17 protein-coding genes are annotated in these 19,549 nt (G+C 70.8%); 7 read left to right on the top strand and 10 right to left on the bottom strand.

Going from position 1 to position 19,549, the window contains the following annotated elements; genetic code table 11:
- Positions 1–85: 85 nt before the first annotated feature.
- The 4 genes from ACLQ3B_RS20170 to ACLQ3B_RS20155 all read right to left on the bottom strand — a co-directional run bounded on the left by ACLQ3B_RS20170 (position 86) and on the right by ACLQ3B_RS20155 (position 5,796).
- On the bottom strand, positions 86–1,012 hold the full coding sequence (locus tag ACLQ3B_RS20170) for a hypothetical protein (protein ID WP_425782264.1): 927 nt from the start codon (positions 1,010–1,012) through the stop codon (positions 86–88).
- Positions 1,002–1,511, bottom strand: coding sequence for a SigE family RNA polymerase sigma factor (locus tag ACLQ3B_RS20165; protein WP_412099396.1), 510 nt, complete (start codon positions 1,509–1,511; stop codon positions 1,002–1,004). The genes ACLQ3B_RS20170 and ACLQ3B_RS20165 overlap by 11 nt, the downstream gene beginning before the upstream one ends.
- Positions 1,512–1,695: 184 nt before the next feature.
- The gene (locus tag ACLQ3B_RS20160) at positions 1,696–4,686 is read right to left on the bottom strand and encodes a UPF0182 family protein (protein ID WP_425782263.1); all 2,991 of its coding nucleotides are present in this window, start codon (positions 4,684–4,686) and stop codon (positions 1,696–1,698) included.
- A 96-nt stretch (positions 4,687–4,782) separates the two neighbouring features.
- Positions 4,783–5,796 carry a YlbL family protein gene (locus ACLQ3B_RS20155; protein ID WP_425782262.1) on the bottom strand — a complete coding sequence of 338 codons (1,014 nt, stop codon included), beginning with the start codon at positions 5,794–5,796 and terminating at the stop codon, positions 4,783–4,785.
- 115 nt (positions 5,797–5,911) lie between these two features.
- Here ACLQ3B_RS20155 and ACLQ3B_RS20150 point away from each other — a divergent pair, with 115 nt between their 5' ends.
- Positions 5,912–7,246 (top strand): zinc-dependent metalloprotease, encoded by a 1,335-nt coding sequence (locus tag ACLQ3B_RS20150; protein WP_425782261.1) that lies wholly within the window; start codon positions 5,912–5,914, stop codon positions 7,244–7,246.
- A 291-nt stretch (positions 7,247–7,537) separates the two neighbouring features.
- On the opposite strand, the gene ACLQ3B_RS20145 is transcribed toward ACLQ3B_RS20150, so the two are convergent.
- Both ACLQ3B_RS20145 and ACLQ3B_RS20140 read right to left on the bottom strand, forming a co-directional pair.
- The gene (locus ACLQ3B_RS20145; protein ID WP_425782260.1) at positions 7,538–8,146 is read right to left on the bottom strand and encodes a hypothetical protein; all 609 of its coding nucleotides are present in this window, start codon (positions 8,144–8,146) and stop codon (positions 7,538–7,540) included.
- 760 nt (positions 8,147–8,906) lie between these two features.
- Positions 8,907–9,437, bottom strand: a complete 531-nt coding sequence (locus ACLQ3B_RS20140; protein ID WP_196919625.1) for a M48 metallopeptidase family protein — start codon at positions 9,435–9,437, stop codon at positions 8,907–8,909.
- Positions 9,438–9,950: 513 nt separating this feature from the next.
- Here ACLQ3B_RS20140 and ACLQ3B_RS20135 point away from each other — a divergent pair.
- The 3 genes from ACLQ3B_RS20135 (at position 9,951) to ACLQ3B_RS20125 (ending at position 12,799) form a co-directional block, all read left to right on the top strand.
- Positions 9,951–10,121 (top strand): DUF5679 domain-containing protein, encoded by a 171-nt coding sequence (locus ACLQ3B_RS20135; protein ID WP_167457767.1) that lies wholly within the window; start codon positions 9,951–9,953, stop codon positions 10,119–10,121.
- Positions 10,122–10,343: 222 nt separating this feature from the next.
- On the top strand, positions 10,344–11,456 hold the full coding sequence (locus ACLQ3B_RS20130; protein WP_425782259.1) for a TOMM precursor leader peptide-binding protein: 1,113 nt from the start codon (positions 10,344–10,346) through the stop codon (positions 11,454–11,456).
- Positions 11,453–12,799 (top strand): ABC1 kinase family protein, encoded by a 1,347-nt coding sequence (locus ACLQ3B_RS20125; RefSeq protein ID WP_425782258.1) that lies wholly within the window; start codon positions 11,453–11,455, stop codon positions 12,797–12,799. The genes ACLQ3B_RS20130 and ACLQ3B_RS20125 overlap by 4 nt, the downstream gene beginning before the upstream one ends.
- A 306-nt stretch (positions 12,800–13,105) precedes the next feature.
- On the opposite strand, the gene ACLQ3B_RS20120 is transcribed toward ACLQ3B_RS20125, so the two are convergent.
- The 3 genes from ACLQ3B_RS20120 to ACLQ3B_RS20110 all read right to left on the bottom strand — a co-directional run bounded on the left by ACLQ3B_RS20120 (position 13,106) and on the right by ACLQ3B_RS20110 (position 16,137).
- Positions 13,106–13,471 carry a WhiB family transcriptional regulator gene (locus tag ACLQ3B_RS20120; RefSeq protein ID WP_030490434.1) on the bottom strand — a complete coding sequence of 122 codons (366 nt, stop codon included), beginning with the start codon at positions 13,469–13,471 and terminating at the stop codon, positions 13,106–13,108.
- Between the two features lie 130 nt (positions 13,472–13,601).
- The gene (locus ACLQ3B_RS20115) at positions 13,602–13,850 is read right to left on the bottom strand and encodes a hypothetical protein (RefSeq protein ID WP_425782257.1); all 249 of its coding nucleotides are present in this window, start codon (positions 13,848–13,850) and stop codon (positions 13,602–13,604) included.
- A gap of 121 nt (positions 13,851–13,971) precedes the next feature.
- Positions 13,972–16,137 (bottom strand): ATP-dependent DNA helicase UvrD2, encoded by a 2,166-nt coding sequence (locus ACLQ3B_RS20110; protein WP_425782256.1) that lies wholly within the window; start codon positions 16,135–16,137, stop codon positions 13,972–13,974.
- Between the two features lie 92 nt (positions 16,138–16,229).
- Here ACLQ3B_RS20110 and ACLQ3B_RS20105 point away from each other — a divergent pair, with 92 nt between their 5' ends.
- Positions 16,230–16,472: a mycoredoxin gene (locus ACLQ3B_RS20105; RefSeq protein ID WP_425782255.1), complete on the top strand. Its 243-nt coding sequence runs from the start codon at positions 16,230–16,232 to the stop codon at positions 16,470–16,472.
- Here ACLQ3B_RS20105 and ACLQ3B_RS20100 read toward each other — a convergent pair.
- Complete coding sequence (locus ACLQ3B_RS20100) at positions 16,462–17,835, bottom strand: MFS transporter (protein ID WP_425782254.1); 1,374 nt, start codon at positions 17,833–17,835, stop codon at positions 16,462–16,464. The genes ACLQ3B_RS20105 and ACLQ3B_RS20100 overlap by 11 nt on opposite strands.
- A 215-nt stretch (positions 17,836–18,050) precedes the next feature.
- Between ACLQ3B_RS20100 and ACLQ3B_RS20095 the strand changes: the two genes are divergently transcribed.
- Positions 18,051–19,031 (top strand): helix-turn-helix domain-containing protein, encoded by a 981-nt coding sequence (locus ACLQ3B_RS20095; protein WP_425782253.1) that lies wholly within the window; start codon positions 18,051–18,053, stop codon positions 19,029–19,031.
- Between the two features lie 74 nt (positions 19,032–19,105).
- The gene (locus ACLQ3B_RS20090) at positions 19,106–19,345 is read left to right on the top strand and encodes a DUF397 domain-containing protein (protein WP_124822952.1); all 240 of its coding nucleotides are present in this window, start codon (positions 19,106–19,108) and stop codon (positions 19,343–19,345) included.
- The last annotated feature ends 204 nt before the right edge of the window (positions 19,346–19,549 follow it).

The raw sequence follows: 19,549 nt of genomic DNA, 5'->3' as shown, positions 1-19,549 counted from the left end.
GTCGGCTCGCTAACCGTAGCGCACCACCCCCGGGCCCCGCAAAACGACATCCGAATCCACCGGATCGCGGTCCGGCACCACCAGGTCAGTCAAGCCACCTCCGGATGGCGGCGACCGCGCGGCGGCTGTCCGCGTCGACCTGCGCCCGCTGGCTGGAGGTGTTCTCCCAGCCCTGCTCCCAGAGGATTGTCACCACGTCGCCGACCCGGATCGCCCGGATCAGCCGAACGTCCTCCACACCTGTCGGGTCGCCGTTGACGTCCTGACCGGCGCTGCGCATCTCGAACAGCACCGACTCGTCGCCGTACCCACTGTCGGGAAGCAGCCGCTGCCGGCTGCGCACCTGACTGTCGCCCGGCAACTTCTGCTCGGGGCAGTCCCGCACCGCCTGCCGCAACTCCTTCAGCACGTCGTCGGCGCGCCCGGCCCGGTAGATCGTGATGGAGTGCGTGTAGCTGCCGTCCGGGACGTACCCCTCGGGGGTCTGCGGCAGCTTGTAGATCAGGATCCGGGTTCGGCGCTGCACGACCGCCTCGCTCGGGATGTCCGCGCCACACAGGCCCGGCAGCGCAGCCACGTCCCGGAACTCCGGCGCGATGTCCTTCTGGTTGGCCGGCGCCAGCGGGAAGAACGCCCGATCCGGGATGCTGGTCGGCGTCCTGGGCTGCTGCGTGCCGGTGCCACCCGGAACCGTCACCGCCGTACCCGGAGAGCGGCCGGGCGTCGTCGGCGGGGCGGACGGTGCTGGCGAACCGCCTGTCGCGCTCGGAGACGGCGACACCGCCGGCGTCGGCGTCCCGGCCGGCGCGGGTACGGACGCCGGCGGCGGGGTGATCACCTGGGCACCGATCACCACGCCCACCACCACCAGCCCCACGGCAAGGGTGCTCCCGGCCGCACGGAATCGGGCCCGACGGTCCGCCTGGTGCCGGAGGACATCAGGAAGGCCCAGATCGCGGGCGTCAGCGTCGGCGGCAAGGGACCTATACAGCTCGGACAGTTCACGCGACATCAGTGGCCTCCAATTCCACGACAGCCAGATCGGGCAGCAACGCGGCGAGTCGGGCCCGCCCGCGGGAAAGCCACGACTTCACCGTGCCCACGGGTACGCCGATCTCTTCGGCGATCTCCTCGACCGGCATGTCGAAGAGGTAGTGCAGCGCCAACGCTCGCCGGTGGGTAGCCGGCAGCTGACGCAGAGCCTGGACCAGCAGCACGCTGTCCTCGTTGGGCGGAGACACCGACGGCGGAGGGCCGGCCAACCGCAACGCGCCCCGCAGACCGCGCAGCCGCCGCCAGCGGTCGGTCGCCAACCGGGACACCACCAGCCGCAGCCACGCCTCCGGCGCCGGATGCGCCGACAACCTGCCCCACTGCCGCCAGGCCCGGGCGTACGCCTCCTGCACCAGGTCCTGCGCCTCGTTGTAGTCGCCGACCACCGCGTAGCCGTACCGCATCATCCGCCGCGTCGTGCTGCGGTAGAAGTCATCGAAGCTTTGCCCATCCCTCACAACTGCTCCCCCTCATCCACCCCGTTGCAAATGAGGACGGCGGACCGCCGTCGCAGGTTGCGGCCCAGCCGCGCCTGTCCGCGAGGTGACAGCGGGCACAACTCCGGACACGGCGGAGCCCCCGCCGTCGGACCTGCGCGGTCCGACGACGGGGGCTCCGAGACGTACTCCCGCCGGTGGCGGGTCAGCCGCCGGCGCTCGGGGTCGCACCCGGCGCACCAGCGGCCTGCTGCGCCTGCTGGAACGCGGTGAGCGCCTCGTCGAGGGCCTTCAGCGCACGCCCGTACCGCTCGAAGTCGCCAGACGTCTGCGCGGCCCGGACCTCGGTGATCGCGGTCTGCACCCGGTCCGCGGCGGCAGCCAGGTCACCGGCCGGCGGTGGGGTACCGGGGCTCGGGGTCCCCGTCGGCGTCGGCGTCGGTGCCGGCGTCCCCGAAGGCGTCGGCGTCGGGGTCGTCGGGTTACCCCCGGTCGTCGGCGGCGGCGACGTGCCCTGCCCGGCCTTCTTACCCTGCTCGACCAACTGCTTGATGCCGTCGTTGATGTTGTCGGCGAGCGCCACGAAGGAGCCACCGTCACCGTACGAGAGCAGCACCTTCTGCAACAGCGGATACGCGTCCTGCTGGTTGCTCTTCACGTAGACCGGCTCGACGTAGAGCATGCCGTCGGCGAACGGCAACGAGAGCAGGTTGCCGTACTGCACCTGCGCCTGGTTGCTGGAGAGCAGGTTGAGCTGCTGACGGATGTTCGCGTTGTTGGTCATCTGCTGGTGCACCTGCACCGGGCCGGAGATCCGGGTCTGATCCGGCAACTCCAGCACCTCCAGTCGGGGCTGCCCCTCCACGTACGACCCGGAGATCAGCGCGGCGAGGTTCTGCCGGCCGTTCGGGGTGACCGCCGAGGTGAGCTGGAACCGAGGGCTCTCCTGACCGGGGAACTGGGTGAACAGGTAGTACGGGGGCTGCTTCTGACCGCTGTCCGGAGCGTCCGGCACGTTGGGCACCTGCCAGAAGTCCTGTGCGGAGTAGAAGTCACCCGGGTTGGTCACGTGGAACTTGGTGAGCAGGTTGCGCTGCACCTTGAACATGTCCGCCGGGTAGCGCAGGTGCTCGGTCAACTCGACCGGGATATCCGCCTTCGGCAGCACCAGGTCACCACCGAACGCCTTGTTCCACGCCTTGAGCACCGGGTCGGTGTCGTCGTACTCGTACAGCTTCACCGTGCCGTCGTACGCGTCGACGGTGGCCTTCACCGAGTTGCGCATGTAGTTGACGTCCTCCCGGGCCAGCTGGAAGGTGCCCCGGTTGGTCAACTCGTCGGTGGTCTCGGTCTGCAGGTTGACCTTCTCGGCGTACGGGTACGAGGCCGCCGTGGTGTAGCCGTCCACGATCCACTGCACCCGACCGTCGACCACCGCCGGGTACGGGTCGCCGTCCAGGGTGAGGAACGGCGCGACCTTCTCCACCCGGTCGCGCGGGTTGCGCACGTACAGCAGCTTGGAGTCCTTGTTGACCGCCTCGGAGAGCAGGAAGTTCGACTCCTGCTCCTTGATGGCGTACAGCAGTCGCCGGGTGAAGGAGCCGATCTCCACACCACCCTCACCGGTGTAGGTGTAGGACTCGCCGCCGCCCTCACCGACCGGCCTGTCGAACTCGGCCTTCTTGTTCGGGTCGGCCTGCCCGACGATGGCGTAGTCGTCGGCCGCCATCCGCTCGCCGTAGTAGATGCGCGGCTGCTTGGCCGGGATCTGCTCGGTCTGCGAGGAGCACGCCTCCTGGGTCTTCTCGCCGAGGAAGCCGGAGACGAAGAACGGTTGCCCGCCGCAGACCACCTGGTTGGCCGGCGCGGCCACCAGCCCGTACCCGTGGGTGTAGACGGTGTGCCTGTTGATCCAGGTGTTCTGCTGGTCGGTCAACTCGCCGTAGTTGATCTCGCGGACGCCGACCACGTAGTCGGAGACCTTGCCGTTCACCCCGTACCTGTCGATGTCCAGCTTCGGGCCGAAGTCGTAGAAGCCACGCACCTGCTGGAGCTGGGTGTACGTCTCGCTGACCAACTGCGGGTCGAGCAGCCGCACGTTCGACACCACCGAGGTGTCGGTGGCCAGGTTCCCCGGTGGGGTGAGGTTGTTCGCCGCGTACGGGGTCGTCTCGGTGGCCCCCAACCCGAACGCCGCCCGCGTCGCGTCGATGCTGCGCTGGATGTACGGCGCTTCCTTGTCCTTGGCGCTCGGCTTGACCTCGAAGGTCTGCACCGCCCAGGGGTAGATGCCGCCGATGGCCACCGCGGACACGCCGAGCAGCGCCAGCGAGATCCCCGGCCAGACCAGGTTCCGCATCCAGGCGTTGGAGAACACGATGATCGCGATCGCCACCACGATCGAGATGTAGGCGAGGATCTCCTTCGCCGGGAGCAACGCGTTGACGTCGGCGTAGCCGGCGCCGTACAACTTGGCGCCCTCGTTGTACTCCAGCAGCATCGCCCGCCGGTCCAGCACGTACGCGATGGCCTTCAACAGCACGAAGACCGCGACCAGAGTGCTCAGGTGCGCGCGTGCCGCGTTGCTCATCCGGTCACCGACGCCCTGCAGGCGGACCCCACCGAAGAGGTAGTGCACCGCCAACGCGCCGATCACGGCCAGCACCACAGCGGTGAAGGCGACCCCGAGCAGGTAACGCCAGAACGGCAACTGGAACACGTAGAAGCCGATGTCGACCCCGAACTCCGGGTCCTTGATGCCGAAGTCACCGCCGTTGCGGAAGAGCAGCCACTGGTTCCACCGGTTCTGCGCGGAGAGGCCGGCGAACAGCCCGACCACCGCGGCGGCAAGCGAGATCCAGGTGCCGAGACGCGGGCTGAGCGCCATCCGGTAGCGCTCCAGGGTCGCCTGCTCCACCGAGTGCGGGCGCAGTCGCGGGCGCAACCGGTAGGCCAGCCACAGGTTGCCGCCGACGATCACCGCCATGCCGAGGCCGATGGCGAGGAAGAGCACCAACCGGGTGAGCAGGACGCCGGTGAAGACCTCGGTGTAGCGGACCTCGTCGAACCAGAGCCAGTCGGTCCACGCCTGGACACCCCAACCGAGCAGGGTGAAGAGCACGAACACCCCGACCAGGACCGCGATGGTGACGCGCCCGCGCCGGCTCATCCTCGGGAGGGGGCTGCTGCTACGCATGACCACTGTTGGCTCCGCACGCTCGATATGATCGGCTCCGACCAGGCACCCAGAGTACGGGGTGTTCCTGAGCGTGGCGGGGCACGGTCACACCGGTCAGCAACGCGTCGGCTGACCGCCCGCACGCAACGTCTCCAGCGCGGTCATCGCCTCGTCCAACGAGCCCACCCGCAACAGCGGCAGATCGGGCTGCGGATTGCGGACCGCCTCGGCGCAGTTGTCCGCCGGCACCAGGAAGACCTTGGCCCCGGCGCGCTTCGCGCCGACCAACTTCTGGGCGATGCCGCCGATCGGGCCGACCGTGCCCTCGTCGTCGATGGTGCCGGTGCCGGCAATGACCTGGCCGCCGGTGAGGTCGGCCGGGGTCAGCTTGTCCACGATCCCCAGGGCGAACATCAGACCGGCGCTCGGCCCGCCGATGTCCCCCAGGTCGATGCCGAGCGTGAACGGGTGCGGCTGCTGCTGATCGATCTCGACACCGATCCGCGGTCGACCGTCCTGCTCCTGACTGGTCACCGTCGCGGTCGCCGGCGCGCCGTCACGGGTGTAGCCGATCGACAACGCCGTGCCCGCCGGCCTGGCCCGGACCAGCTCGGTGACCTTCGCGGCCACCGGTACCGGCTGGCCGTCGACCGAGGTGATCAGATCACCGGCCTTCAGCGCCCCGGCCGCCGGGCCGTCCCCGGCCACCGTCTTGATCACCACCTGCACCGGAAAGCCCAACTCCCGCAGCGCGGCGGTCTCCGCGCTGGTCTGCGACGCCTTGAAGTCCTCGGCGTTGCGCTGCTCCACCTGCTCCGTCGACTCCCCCGGCGGGTAGACCAGCTCGCGCGGCACCACCGCCTCGTCGTCGGAGAACCAGCCCGCGATCGCCCCCCGCAACCGCACCGTGGGCTGCACCCCCACCGTGGTCAACCGCAACTGGCCGGCCGAGGTCGAGGTCTCCCGACCGGAGACCTGGATGACCTCCTTACCGTCGGTCGTGCCGAGGGTGTTGACCGTCGGACCCGGGCCCAGCACCACGTACGGAATCGGCACCCGGAGCACCCCGATGCTCAGCAGGGCGGTGAACAGGGCACCGAGCAGGACCGTCAGGCCACGACGTCTCATGCCGCAGAGCGTACCGACCGGTCGCGGGTCACCCGCCGGATGCGCCACGCGACTTCGCCCTCAGCGCAACGCCAGCGGCGGCTACCTGGGGCGCGGTCCGCGTACCGTAGATGTCGTGCCTGATATTCCGTTCGGTTTCGCGCTCCCGGGTGGGCAGCCACCAGACCCCAACGATCCCGCGCAGATGCAGCAGTTCATGTCGCAGTTGCAGCACCTGCTCTCCGCGCCGGGCAGCGGTCCGGTCAACTGGGACCTGGCCCGGCAGGTAGCAGCCAGCCAGCTCGCGGCCGCCGGTGACCCGGCGGTGTCGATGTACGAGCGCAACGCGGTCGAGGAGGCGCTGCGCCTCGCCGACCTGTGGCTGGAGCCCGCCTCGGCGTGGCCCTCCGGCATCCAGAACCCCGTTGCGTGGAACCGCAACGAGTGGATCTTCAAGACGCTTGACGTGTGGCGCAAGCTGTGCGACCCGGTCGCCAGCCGGATGGTCGGCGCGATGGGCGACCTGGTGCCACCGGAGGCGCGCGCCCAGCTCGGCCCGATGCAGTCGATGGTGGCCTCCCTCGGTGGCGCGCTCTTCGGCGGTCAGCTCGGCCAGGCCCTCGGTTCGCTCGCCGCGGAGGTGCTCTCCGCCGGCGACATCGGGCTACCGCTCGGCCCGGCCGGCACGGCCGCGCTGATCCCGGCCAACATCCGGGCGTACGGCGAGGGCCTCGAACTCCCCGAGGACGAGGTCCGCCTCTACGTGGCGCTGCGCGAGGCCGCACACCAGCGGCTGTTCCAGCACGTCCCGTGGCTGCGTGGGCATGTGCTCAGCGCCGTCGAGATGTACGCCTCGGGCATCCGGGTCAACCGGGAGGCAATCGAGGAGGCGATGGGCCGGGTCGACCCGACCGACCCCGAGTCGATGCAGGCGATCGCCCTGGAGGGCATCTTCACCCCGGAGGACACCCCGGCGCAGAAGGCCTCACTGGCCCGCCTGGAAACCGCACTCGCCCTGGTCGAGGGCTGGGTGTGCCACGTCGTGGACAACGCCGCCAGCGACCGGCTGCCCAACGTCGTCCGGTTGGGCGAAGCGTTCCGCCGTCGCCGGGCCGCCGGCGGTCCCGCCGAGCAGACCTTCGCCGCGCTGGTCGGTCTGGAACTACGCCCCCGCCGCCTGCGCGAGGCCGCGGCGCTCTGGGCCGCGCTCACCCAACACCGTGGCATCGAAGGCCGCGACGCCGTGTGGGGCCACCCGGACCTGCTCCCGTCGGACGACGACTTCGCCGACCCGGTCGCCTTCGCGATGAACGACATGGACCTCAGCGAGCTGGACAGCTTCGACTTCACCGCCCCTGGCGGGGTGGAGGAGAAAGCCCCAGGTCAGTCGGGTCAGTCGGGTCAGTCCGGTGAGTCCGGTGAGTCCGGTCCGTCGGACGAGACCGACGGCGAGGGCGACGCCAAGTCCTGACGTCCGCGCATCGACGACCCGCGCCCGGGTGCCCGCATGATCGACAGCGGGCACCCGGGCGCGTTCGGCAGGGTGGGCTGGTCAGACGGTCGGCTAGCGCGGGGCCGAACAGGCTAGCGCGGGGCCGAACAGGCTAGCGCGGGGCCGAACAGGCTAGCGCGGGGCCGAACAGGCTAGCGCGGGGCCGAACAGGCAGCCCGGGGCCGGTCGGACAGAGCGGGGCCGGTCGGACTCGCGGGGTGACCGCGCCGGCGCGATGACTCGGGTCCTGTTGGCTGGCAGGCTGGCGGTTCAGGCGGGATGGCCCGACCCTGAGAGAAGGGCGCGGGTCGCGTCCCAACCCTCGAAGGCCGGGTCCAGCGTGGCCAGGTCAGCCGGGCCGCGCAGTCGTCGCCAGCCGGCGGTGACCGCCACGTCGCCCGGGCGGGGGGCATTGGCGCGCGCCTCAGCCGGCGTCGCCGTGTCCAACTCCAGCGTCGGTAGCCAGTCCGGCGCGGGCAGTCGTACCGCGACCCCGAGCAGACCCGGGCCGCCGCCCTCGACCGGAGCCACTGCGACCGGTCGGGTGGTGAGCGGGCGGAGCAGCTTGCCGACGGTCAGTGCGGGCAGGTCAGGCACGTCGCTTACCAGCACGGCCGCCTGGTCGTACCCCTCCAGCGCGGCGAACACGGCATTCGGCGTCGGCTCGGCCACCTCGTACACGGCCGTGCCCGGCCACACCAAGGCATCTGCCAGAGCCCGGTCGGCCGGGGTCACCGCGACCGCGATCTCCACCTCGTTGAGCGTGGCGAGCAGGTCGATGACGTCTTCTGCGAGAGCCGCTCGCCACTCCGCCAGGTCGACGCCCGGTGGCGACCAGTGCACCGGCCCGAGCAACGCCACCACCACTCGTCGCGCCATCCCCCGACCCTAGCGCCCCGTCGCGCACGGCTGCCCCACCTGCCCCCCGCTCTCCATCACCCCCTCCTCGTCGTCGCAGTCGCGCCCCACACCCGCCCGGCACAGCCGTCCCACCTCAACCCGACCTGCGCTCCACCCCGGCCCGACCTGCGCTCCACCTCAACCCGACCTGCGCTCCACCTCAACCCGACCTGCGCTCCACCTCAACCCGACCTGCGCTCCACCCCGACCCGACCTGCGCTCCACCCGGCCGGCACAGCCGTCGCACCCACCCGCACCCCACCCGCTGGGCAACACCGCCACACCCGGCCCGACCCACACGGCCCCGGCCGAGGCCGCCCGCACTCACTTGAGCGCCATCCGACCCAATATCGGGACTATTCGCCCGACCTGGACACCCTGGCGCGGGCACGAATCATGATCGACTCGACTTCAATGAAGTCGCGGGGTCCCAGCACCTCCGACAGCACGGTATTCAGGAAACCGAGTCGATCTCGGGGCACGGCAGCAAGGCCAACCCGCGAAGACCAACCCGGACCCGCCAGGCCCCCCGACCCGACCCCCCGACCCGACCCCCCGACCCGACCACCCGACCCACCCCCCAGACGCACCCCGACCACATGATCGACTCGACTTCAATGAAGTCGCGGGGTCCCAGGACCACCGACAGCGCGGTATTCAGGAAACCGAGTCGATCTAGGGCGATCGGTGCCACGGGGCTCGGCGGTCAGGAGCTCGGCGGGTCAGGTGAGTGTGTCGATCAGGTGGGGAGCGGCGCGCAGGAGGCGGCGGCGACTCCTTCGAGGTAGCCGCGGGCTCGTTCCGCCTTGGGATAGCGACCGACCAACGCCCAGAACCGGGCGTTGTGGCTGGGCACGATGAGGTGGGCCAGTTCGTGGAGCAACACGTAGTCGATCACCCATTCGGGCATCTCCTGGACGCGGTGCGAGATGCGGATGCTGCGGTCGGCCGGCGTGCAGGAGCCCCACCGGCCGTTCTGGTTGGTGACCCACCGGACGCTCGCCGGCACCGCTTTCGTGGCGTACCCGGGGAGGTAGAGGTCGATGAGCCGGTTGGCGCGGGCCAGCAGCTCGGCGTCCGAGCGGGCGAGGCGGCCCTCCCGGGCGGCGAGGCGGGCGAGCATCCGGTCGACCCACTCGCTCTCCTCGGCGCGGGAGAACTGGTCGGGGATCAGGACGACCACTCGCTCACCGTCACGGTACGCGGACACCGTGCGTCGTCGACGCTGACTGCGCCGCACCTCGACGACCGGCTTGCGCGTCCCCGCCATCAGTGGCCCGCGCAGCCTCGACTACGTGTCACGAAGGAAAGCTAATGCCCACTGACCAGGGGTCCGCAAGAGTCAACCGCACGACACGCGCCCAGAAAATGGTGATTGGTCGCCAGCCGTCCCGAAAATTTCTTGACCGAAGCGCCATCGCGCCATCTCGTCACCCTTGGTGAACGGCGATGGCGCCGGTACGCGGCACGTCCCCACCGTAGGTGATCAGCCTCCCGGATGCCTCCGCAGGGGCACTCGCACGGGTGGCTGTCAGGGTTTGGTCGGCGTGTCCCCGCCAAACTGACTTATCCGACCTATTTCGCCATGCACACTCTCGACGTCGACTTGCTCACAGTGTCGATGCACAGCTGACATGGAACCGCCCAGACCTGGGTAGGGTCCGCGGACCAGCGGTCACGAAGGTGGCCGCGGAGTGAGACCCAGCGCCGGCGCCCCGTGTGGCCCGCCGCCGGGCACCCCGCCGGAACGGCATTGACCGGCGGACGAGACGAGGAGGGCACCGTGGCCGACCAGGCCCAGACGACCTACAACGGTTACTGCGTGAAGTGCAAGGAGAAGCGGGACTTCGAGGGACACGTCGAGGTCTCGAAGACCGGAATGAACATGGCCAAGGGCAAGTGTCCGGTATGCGGAACAACAGTGAACCGCATCCTGGGCAAGGCCAAGGTCTGACCCGAATGGGTGAACGGGGGTGGGGTGGCCGGTGGCCATCCCACCCCCGTCGCCGATCGGGAGTGCGCTGCCACCGGCATCGGTAGCCGTGTCGGGTGGGCGACAAGCGTGATGGCGGGCTGTGGAAAACTCGTCAAAACCTGTGGATAGCGCTGGACAGCGGCCTGGCGGCCTGTGGACAACGATCGACCGAGCGCGAAGATGCGGTCACGATTCGTGACCATGAGCCGCACCGTACTGCCCCGCCCCACCCTGCTGCCCGGCCTCAACCGGCTCTGGCGGGACCGGCACACCCTCCAGCTCGGCGTTGGCCCCGCACCGGCCGTCCTGCTGGAATTGGCCAACCCCCGCGCCGCCCACCTGCTCGACCTACTCGACGGCACCCGCAGCGAGCGCGCCGTGCTGGCCCAGGCGGCGGCCGCCCAGGTCAGCGCCGACGACGCGCGTACCCTGCTCGACACCCTGCGGGGCGCCGGCCTGTTGGTGCCCGCGCACAGCCTGCTCCCCCGCGACCTGACCGGCCCGGTCCGTGCCCGGCTCGCGGCGGAGGCCGTCGCGCTGGCCCTGGCCGCCGCTCGACTGCCGGGCACGCCCGCGCAGGTCCTGCGTCGGCGGCGGGCGGCCCGCGTCCTACTCACCGGCGGCGGGGCGCTCGGCGGGCCGCTGACGGTGGCATTGGCCCAGTCCGGGGTGGGGCAGGTGATTCCCCAGCTCAGCGGCCTGGTGCGCGCCGTCGACCTGGTCGGCACGGGCATCGCCGCCACCGAACTGGGTCGCCCGCTGGCACCGACGGTGCGGGCCGCGGTCAACCGCGTCGCACCGGGCACCAACACGCAGCCGAGCCGCGCCGGGCGGGTCGACCTGGTGATCCAGCTCGGTACGGACCGGCCTCCCGCGCTGCTCGCCGCCGGTCTCGCCCAGCGCCGGCAGCCGCACCTGCTGGTCACGCTGCGCGAGGGCGTCCCGGTGATCGGGCCGCTGGTCCGCCCGCCCGCCGGGCCCTGCCTGCACTGCGTCGAGCTGCACCGGGCCGACCGCGACCCGGACTGGCCGCGGCTCGCCGCACAACTCGCCGCCGCCGACCCGCTGGCCGCCGGAACGACCGGCACGCTGCTCGTCGCCTGCGGGTACGCGCTGACCGAGGCGCTGACGCAGCTGGACGGGGGCCAGCCGGAGACGCTGGGTGGTGCCATGGAGATCACCGGCACCGGCCGTTTCCGTCGTCGGGGTTGGCCGCCACACCCGGCCTGCGGGTGCTCGCAGGGCCGAGTGTCCGCACCAGCCCGGCCGCAGAGCAGCAGCGGGGCCCTCCGGTCGGTAACAATGACCGAGTGACCGACATCCCGCGCCGCGCCGTGTCCCGCACCGCCAAGCTCGCCGCCCTGCCGCTCGGCTTCGCCGGCCGGACCGTTCTCGGCATGGGAAAGCGCGTCACCGGGCTCGCCTCCGACGTGATCTCCGCGGAGATCCAGCAGCGCACCGCCGAGCAGCTGTTCAGCGTGCTGGGCCAGCTCAAGGGTGGGGCGATGAAGTTCGGCCAGGCGCTGTCGGTCTTCGAGGCCGCGTTGCCGGAGGAGATCGCCGCGCCCTACCGGCAGGCGCTGACGAAGTTGCAGGAGGCGGCGCCACCGCTGCCGGTCGCCAGCGTGCACAAGGTGCTGGCAGAGCAACTCGGCCCCGACTGGCGGGACCTGTTCGTCGAGTTCAACGACGTCCCGGCCGCCGCCGCGAGCATCGGCCAGGTGCACCGGGCGCGCTGGCGCGAGCCGGGGTTCGACGAGTCGGGCGCTCCGAACGGCCGCGACGTAGCGGTCAAGATCCAGTATCCGGGGGCCGGCGACGCCCTGCTCGCCGACCTCAAGCAGCTCTCCCGACTGGGCGGGATGTTCCGAGCCATCCAGCCCGGCCTGGACGTCAAGCCGCTCCTGGCCGAGCTGCGCGAACGGATCACCGAGGAGTTGGACTACGAGCTGGAGGCCGAGTCGCAGCGCACCTTCGCGGCCGCGTACGCCGACGACCCGGAGATCTTCATCCCGGAGGTGGTCAACGCCTCGCCTCGGGTGCTGGTCACCGAGTGGGTGACGGGCACCCCGCTGGCCGACATCATCCGCGAGGGCACCGAGGAGGATCGGGACGAGGCGGGCCGGTTGATGGCCACCCTGCACCTTTCCGCGCCGCAGCGGGCTGGGCTGCTGCACGCCGACCCGCACCCGGGAAACTTCCGGCTGCTGCCCGACGGTCGGCTCGGGGTGATCGACTTCGGTGCGGTGGCCCGGATGCCGGAGGGCACTCCGGAGCCGATCGGCCGGATCGCGGCGATGGCCCTGCGCGGCGACGCCGACGAGGTCGTGGCGGGGCTGCGGTCGGAGGGGTTCATCGGCTCGGCCGAGGAGATCGACGCCGAGGGGGTGCTCGACTTCATCCGCCCGATGCTGGAACCCATCGCGGCGGACGGCTTCCGGTTCACCCGGGCCTGGCTACGGGGCGAGGCGGGCCGACTGGCCAGCCCTCGCTCCCCCACGTACCAGCTGAGCAGGCAACTCAACCTGCCACCGTCGTACCTGCTGATCCACCGGGTGACGCTCGGATCGATCGGGGTGCTCTGCCAGTTGGAGGCGAAGGCCCCCTACCGGAGCATTCTGGAGCGCTGGCTGCCCGGCTTCGCCCCGGTCGCCTGAGGGCGTCAAGAGACGACATGCGGAAGGGCGGGTGCCGGTCGGCACCCGCCCTTCCAGGTGGGGTGGTACTAGAGAATGCCCAGGTCGCGAGCCGCCTGGTTGCGGCCGGTCATGGCGACGGTACGGGCGGATCGGGCTGCCTCAGTGCTCGTGGTGGTACGACCGGCCTGAGGCCGGCGCATTCGAGCCCGGGTCAACGCTTCGTGGAGTAGTTGCATCTCGAAGGCTCCACTCGGAACGTTCAACATCGTTTTCTCACTCACTGCCGGTGTGACACCGGCGTAGTTGGTACGGGTCGGGAACATGTCAGGCTGCCAGCCGGACCGCGCCACGCACCTCGGACAGCCCACTGGCTGCCAGGCGCGCCTCGGCCTCGACCCGAAGCTCGGCGTCACGTGCGACGTCCTCCTTACGCGGACGGCCACGGGGCCGCTTACGCGGGACAACCGCGCCACGCTCGAAGATCTCGCCGCCCCAGACGCCCCAGGGCTCCGCTCGCTCAACGGCTCCGGCCAGGCACTCGACACGCAGCGGGCAGTCCCCGCAGAGCGACTTGGCCAGCTCGAGCTCGGTGGGCGAATCGGAGAACCACAGGTCGGGGTCGAACTTCCGGCAGGGCAGGTTCGCCTCCATCTCGACGCTCATGTCGAGGGGGGCCAACGCCAGACTCATCTCCCGGTCACCTCTCTCTCACTTCGATCTCGTGGATCGCATTCCGACGTACTTACGGCGGGCAAAAAACTGAGGCCGCGGATCCCGGTAAGCGGGTTCCGCGGCCTCGAGGTGAGCCGGAGTCTGATGGTCAGACCGGTTTACCTCGAGGTGGAACGCCGCGGACATCCATGCGCTTCTTGGCGACCTGGATGCCATTGCCCGTGAAGCCACTGGTCCCCTCGACTCCAGCGGGCGCGACGGTCAGGATCAGCTCGGCCTGAACCTGGTGCACCTGTGGAACCGACGGTCGTGCAGCCATAAGGGCCACCCGGACAGCCGACAGCGGAGCGTGGACAGACGGCATCGCCGTCAGACGCTCATAGGTGAAGATCTCCACGGGTGCCACCTCCCTCACGTTCCTCGAATCGACTGGACCGGCCCCGTGAGCAGCCGGAATGGCGCCGCTCGCGTGGTGTGTTCTGAGGCTATTCCTCGCGCCGGGGCGAGGGCAAACGAATTTACGACGAGATTTCGAAAGTTTTCTCCGGGCAGACATCGTCCACCCCGGCACCGGCGACGAGGGCCAGCACCGACTCGCCATAGAGGCCCAGCTTGCGGGGGCCGATACCGGCGATGGCGATCAGCTCCTCCGACCGGCCGGGTCGCCGCTCGGCCAACGCGACGAGCGTCGCGTCGGTGAAGACCACGTACGCCGGGACCTTCTGCGCACCGGCCACCCGCTGCCGCCACTCGCGCAGCCGTTCGTGCAGCTCATCGTCGATATCGGACGGGCAGGTCGGGCAGCGGCCGAGCTTGCGGTCGGGGCCGGCGAGCAGGGTGGCGCCGCAGATCCGGCAGGAGACGATCTGGGTTCGCCGCCGCTCGGGGCGGCTGGCCGGACCGGTGCCGCCGGTCGCCCGTTCGGTGCCGCCGGAGCGGTCCAGCTGGGGAAGGAACCGCGACGGCCGCCGGGCTCGTCCGCCCGGCGAGCGCGCGGCGGCGTACGACAGCCAGAGCCACTCCCGGGCGCGGGTGATCCCGACGTAGAGCAGTCGGCGCTCCTCCTCGACCTGCTCGACGGTCTTGGCGTACGTGGTGGGCAGGGTGCCCTCGGCGAGGCCGACCAGGAAGACCGCGTCCCACTCCAACCCCTTGGCCGAGTGCAGGGACGCCAACGTCACGCCGTCCACCGTCGGCACGTGCTGCTGGGCGGCCCGGCGCGCCAACTCCTCGGTGAAGTCGGTGAGGGTGACCGGGCGCTCCACCGAGGCGGCCTCGCCGATCGGCACGACCTCGGGGGTGGCCGCGTACTCCTCGGAGAGCTGGACCAGCGCGGACAGCGCCTCCCAGCGCTCGCGGGCCGCGCCACCGGCCGGGGGCGCGTCCGGGGCCCAGCCGACGGCGGTGAGCGCCTCGACGACGGCGGCCGGCAACGGTGTCTCCCCGGGGATCGAGCGGGTGGCCGACCGCAGGGCGACCATCGCCTGGCGCACCTCGACCCGTTCGAAGAACCGCTCCGCGCCCTGCACGACGTACGGCACCGCGGCCTCGGTGAGCGCCTTCTCGTACGCCTCGGACTGCGCGTTGACGCGGAACAGCACGGCGATCTCCTTCGCCGGCGTGCCCGCGTCGATCAGCGACCGGCAGCGCGCGGCCACCGCGTTCGCCTCGGCCGGCTCGTCGGTGAAGATCCGCAGGTCCGGCTCGGGGCCGGGCGGGCGCTGCCCGCTCAACTCCAGCCGCAACCGCGCTTCGGTGCCCCGGGCCTGGGAGATCACCGCGTTGGCCAGCCCGACCACCTGCGGGGTGGAGCGGTAGTCGCGGACCAGCCGGACCACTGTGGCGTTGCGGTGCCGGCGGGGGAAGTCGACCAGGTACGCGGAGGTCGCCCCGGTGAAGGAGTAGATCGTCTGGCTGGCGTCGCCGACCACTGTCAGGTCGTTGCGGCCGGCCAACCAGGCTTCGAGCAACCGCTGCTGGAGGGGGTTGACGTCCTGGTACTCGTCCACCACGAAGTGGCGGTACTGGGTGCGGATCTGCTCGCCGACGTCCGGGTGCTCCTCGATGCCCCACACCGCGGCCCGCAGCATGTCCTCGAAGTCGATCACACCGTTCGAGCGCTTGAGCTGCTCGTACGCGGTGAACACGTCGGCGACCTTCGCCGGCTCGTGCGGTGTGTCGCGCAGTGCCCGGGCCGCGGCCACCACGTAGTCCGTCGGCTCGACAAGCGACGACTTCGCCCACTCGATCTCCCCGGCCAGGTCACGGGCGGCGGCCCGGTCGGTACGCAGGCCGACCCGGGCGGCGGCGAGGGTGACCAGTCGCACCTTGCTGTCCAGCAGCTCGGGCATGGCGCGGCCGGACAGCAGCCGGGGCGCGAAGTACCGCACCTGCCGCAGCGCGGCCGCGTGGAAGGTCCGCGCCTGCACACCGTGCGCCCCGAGCAGAGTGAGACGGTGTCGCATCTCGGCGGCGGCGCGGGCAGTGAAGGTGACCGCGAGCACGTGCCGGGGGGAGATCTCCCCGGAGAGTGCCCGGTGGGCGATTCGGGAGGTGATCGCCCGGGTCTTGCCGGTGCCGGCGCCGGCCAGGATGCAGACCGGCCCGGCGGGTGCGGTCACGGCGGAGCGCTGCTCCGGGTCCAGCCCGGCGAGCACCTGTTCCGACGCTGAGTGAACCACCACAACCAGGAATCATCTCAGCTCCCTCTAGCGTTGCAGCGAACAGCCTCGGCTTGATCCGCAAGCCGCGGCCGGAGCAGTTGGAGGATCCGACCATGCTGACGATGTATTCCACCCCCTGGTGCGGCTACTGCCACCGGCTGAAGTCGCAGCTCGACCGGGAGGGCATCGGGTACGAGGTGGTCGACATCGAGCAGGACCCGGAGGCCGCGGAGTTCGTGATGAGCGTCAACGGCGGTAACCAGACGGTGCCGACGCTGCGCTTCGCCGACGGCAGTGCCCTGACGAATCCCTCGATCACCCAGGTCAAGCAGCACTTGGAGTCGCTCAACGCCTGATCTGCCGGTTCGTTCTCGACGAGCGGCCGCCCCACCCGGGGCGGCCGCTCGTCGTGTTCGGGTACGGGTCACGGTGGCGACGGTCGGTGGGTGCCGGCAGCTCGGGAAGGTCGGTGTCCTCGACCGGCCGGCGGGGCGGCGGGAGCGTCGGGCGGGTGGGTGGCGTCGGCGGTCGGGCCCCGGCCGGCGCGCTCAGGTGCCGGCCCCGCCACAGGTAGGCCCCGGCGGCCAGGGTGGCCATCCCGACCAGCGCGAACAGCAGCCGGTAGTCCAGGAAGCCGACCAGCAGGGCACCCGCCCCGATGGAGAACGCCTGCGGCCCGCTGACCACCGCCTGGGTGGCGGCGGCTACCCGGCCGACCAGCGGGGGCGGGGTACGGCGCTGGATGAGCGTGTGCAACCCCACCATCGTCAGCGGAAGCGAGACGCCGGCCAGCAGCACCGCCGCGAACCCGAGCCGCAGATCGGGGTACGCGAGCGCGAGCGCGGCCGGAGAGAAGAAGGCCACCCCGGCGGCCATCGTGCCGACCTCGCCGAGCCGGCGGACCAGCGTCGGTGAGCAGAGCCCACCGAGCAACCCACCCACGCCCTGCACGGTGACCAGCACCCCCACGAACGCGGCGTCCCGGTTCAGCCCCTGGTCGACGTAGGCGAAGATGAGCGACTCGCTGAATCCCATCACCAGTGACCCGAACCCGTAGCCGAGCAGGGCTCGCCGCAGTGCCGGCTCGCCGGCCAGGTGCCGCAGGCCGGCGCCCAGTTCGGCCGGCCACCGCAGCCGTACGGCGGCCGGCACCTGTCGCGGGGTGGGCAGCGCGGTCACCACCGCCGCCGCGGTCAGAAATCCGACCATGCCGATTCCGGCCAGCGCCCACCCGCCGAGCGCCGCGTAGAGCGCCGCGCCCGCCAACGGGCCGACCAGTCGTATCCCTTGACGTACGGTCTGGAGCACGCCGTTCGCCTCGGCCAGCAGCTCGACCGGCACCAACTCGCGGATGAGCCCGCTGAGCGCCGCGCCGAGCGAGATGGACGAGAGTCCGTACAGGGCGGCCACCAGATAGACGACCCAGACGTCGCCCGCGTCGCGGACGGTGAACAGCGGGGCGAGCAGGGCCGCGGTCAGCACGTTCGCCGCCACGAAGAACGGCCGGCGCGGGTAACGGTCGACGACCCAGCCGACCAGCGGCGCCAGCGTCATCGGCGCGATGACCGCGAAGATCGTGGCACCGGCCAACCCGTTCGAGCCGGTCAGATCCTTGACCCAGATGGCGAGTGCGAGCAGCAGGATCGACTCGGCGGTCATGCTGGCCAGCAGGCCGCCGAAGAGCAGGCGGAAGTCGGGTCGGCGCAGGATCGTGCGCATGGGGTCCCTCCGGCGGGATGGCGTGCCCAGGTGGGCGAGGTCGACGGGCCGCGACCGCGGGTCCGTCGTCATCCGGCATTCCCGTGGTGCGATTTTCGCAAGACACGCCCTCGCCGGAACCTCCGACACCGGTCGCGCCGTCCATACTGACCGTGGGGGGCGAATTTCATACAGTTACCGTCGCGTCTGCGGCGGTCGACGGGAAAGAGGACACTGTGCCTCCTGCCGCACCCAGCCCGATCCTGCGTCGTCGCCGGTTGGGCATCGAGCTGCGCCGCCTGCGTGAGACCGCGGGCCTCACGGGCGATCAGGTCATCGAGCGTATCGGTTGGGCGTCCGCATCCAAACTGTCCCGCTTGGAGAACGGCCGCAGCCGACCCGACCCGCAGGACGTCGCCGACCTGCTCGACCTCTACGGCGCCGACCAGGCGCTGCACGACGAGCTGTTGGGCATCACCAACGAGGCCGGCGACATGCGCGGCTGGTTGAAGAACTTCCCGGTGATGACGCAGCAACAGCGCGGCTGGGCCGAGTTGGAGGCGGGCTGCGCGGAGATCTCCGAGTACAACCCGGTGCTGGTGCCGGGCCTGTTGCAGACCCCCGGGTACGCGCAGCTCCGGATCGTGTCGGCCCGGCAGGTGAACGCGAGCGCGGGCGAGCCGGAGCCCGGCGACGAGCCGGAGATCGAGGTGCAGGCGCGGCTGGCCCGCCAGTCGCTGCTGACCCGGGAGCCGCACGCTCCGCAATACACAGCCGTGTTGGAGGAGGCCGCTCTCGGCCGCCGGGCCGGGCCGCCGGAGGTGCTGCACGAGCAGCTGCTCCAACTCTGCGAGCTGGCCCTGCTGCCCAACGTGGCCCTGCACGTGCTGCCCCGGGACACCCAGATCGGCGATTGGTACCTTCCGCCGACCGCTTTCTCGGTCTATCGGTTCGCCGATCCCCTCGATCCGGAGACATTAACCATCGAAGGTGGCTTCACCGACGTCATGTCGACCGAGGCAATCACGCTAAATCGCTATAAAGTGGTGTTCGAGTGGCTATGCACGGCGGCACTTAACGCCTCGGACACCCTCTCCTGGCTGATCGAGGCGACGGGACGGCTGACCGAGGCGGCGCCCCCATCCACAGTGGCGTTCGGGCCGGCAACGGCGCCGACCCAACGCCGCCGGGACTCGGGGCGACTGACGGACCGGTGATCCACGGGGGACCCTCCGTCGGAACGTGCGGCACCACTCGTCCCATCGGATCGCTGCACATCAGGAGCAGAACCATGAACGACATCCGCAACACGCCGTCCGTCTCCGCCCACTCGCTGGCGGACGCCCCGTGGCGTACCAGCACACGCAGCCAGACCTCCAACTGCGTGGAGGTCGCCCCGCTCGCCACCGGCCCGTCGGCGGTCGCCCTGCGCGACAGCAAGGACCGAGGCGGCCCGGTGCTGCTGTTCAACCGCACGGGATGGCTCGGTTTCATCACCGGAGCGAAGAAGGGCCAGTTCGATCTGAACTGATTCGGTGACCGGGTGAGGGGCCGTCGGCGTACAGCCGGCGGCCCCGTCGCGTCACACCCCCGCTGAGCAGCCATCCGCCGATCGGACGAGGCTCGAAACCGATAGGCGCGTTTCAGTTGCTGAGACGAACACCGGGCGTAACATGGCCTTCGAGTACGTGGAACTTCCACACTGGCTCATCCGTCGCGGTTCATCCGGAGACCC

Source organism: Micromonospora sp. DT53 (assembly GCF_049841535.1).
GTDB lineage: Bacteria > Actinomycetota > Actinomycetes > Mycobacteriales > Micromonosporaceae > Micromonospora.
Note: the sequence above shows the minus strand (reverse complement) of the source record. Positions and strands in the feature narration are given on the sequence as shown.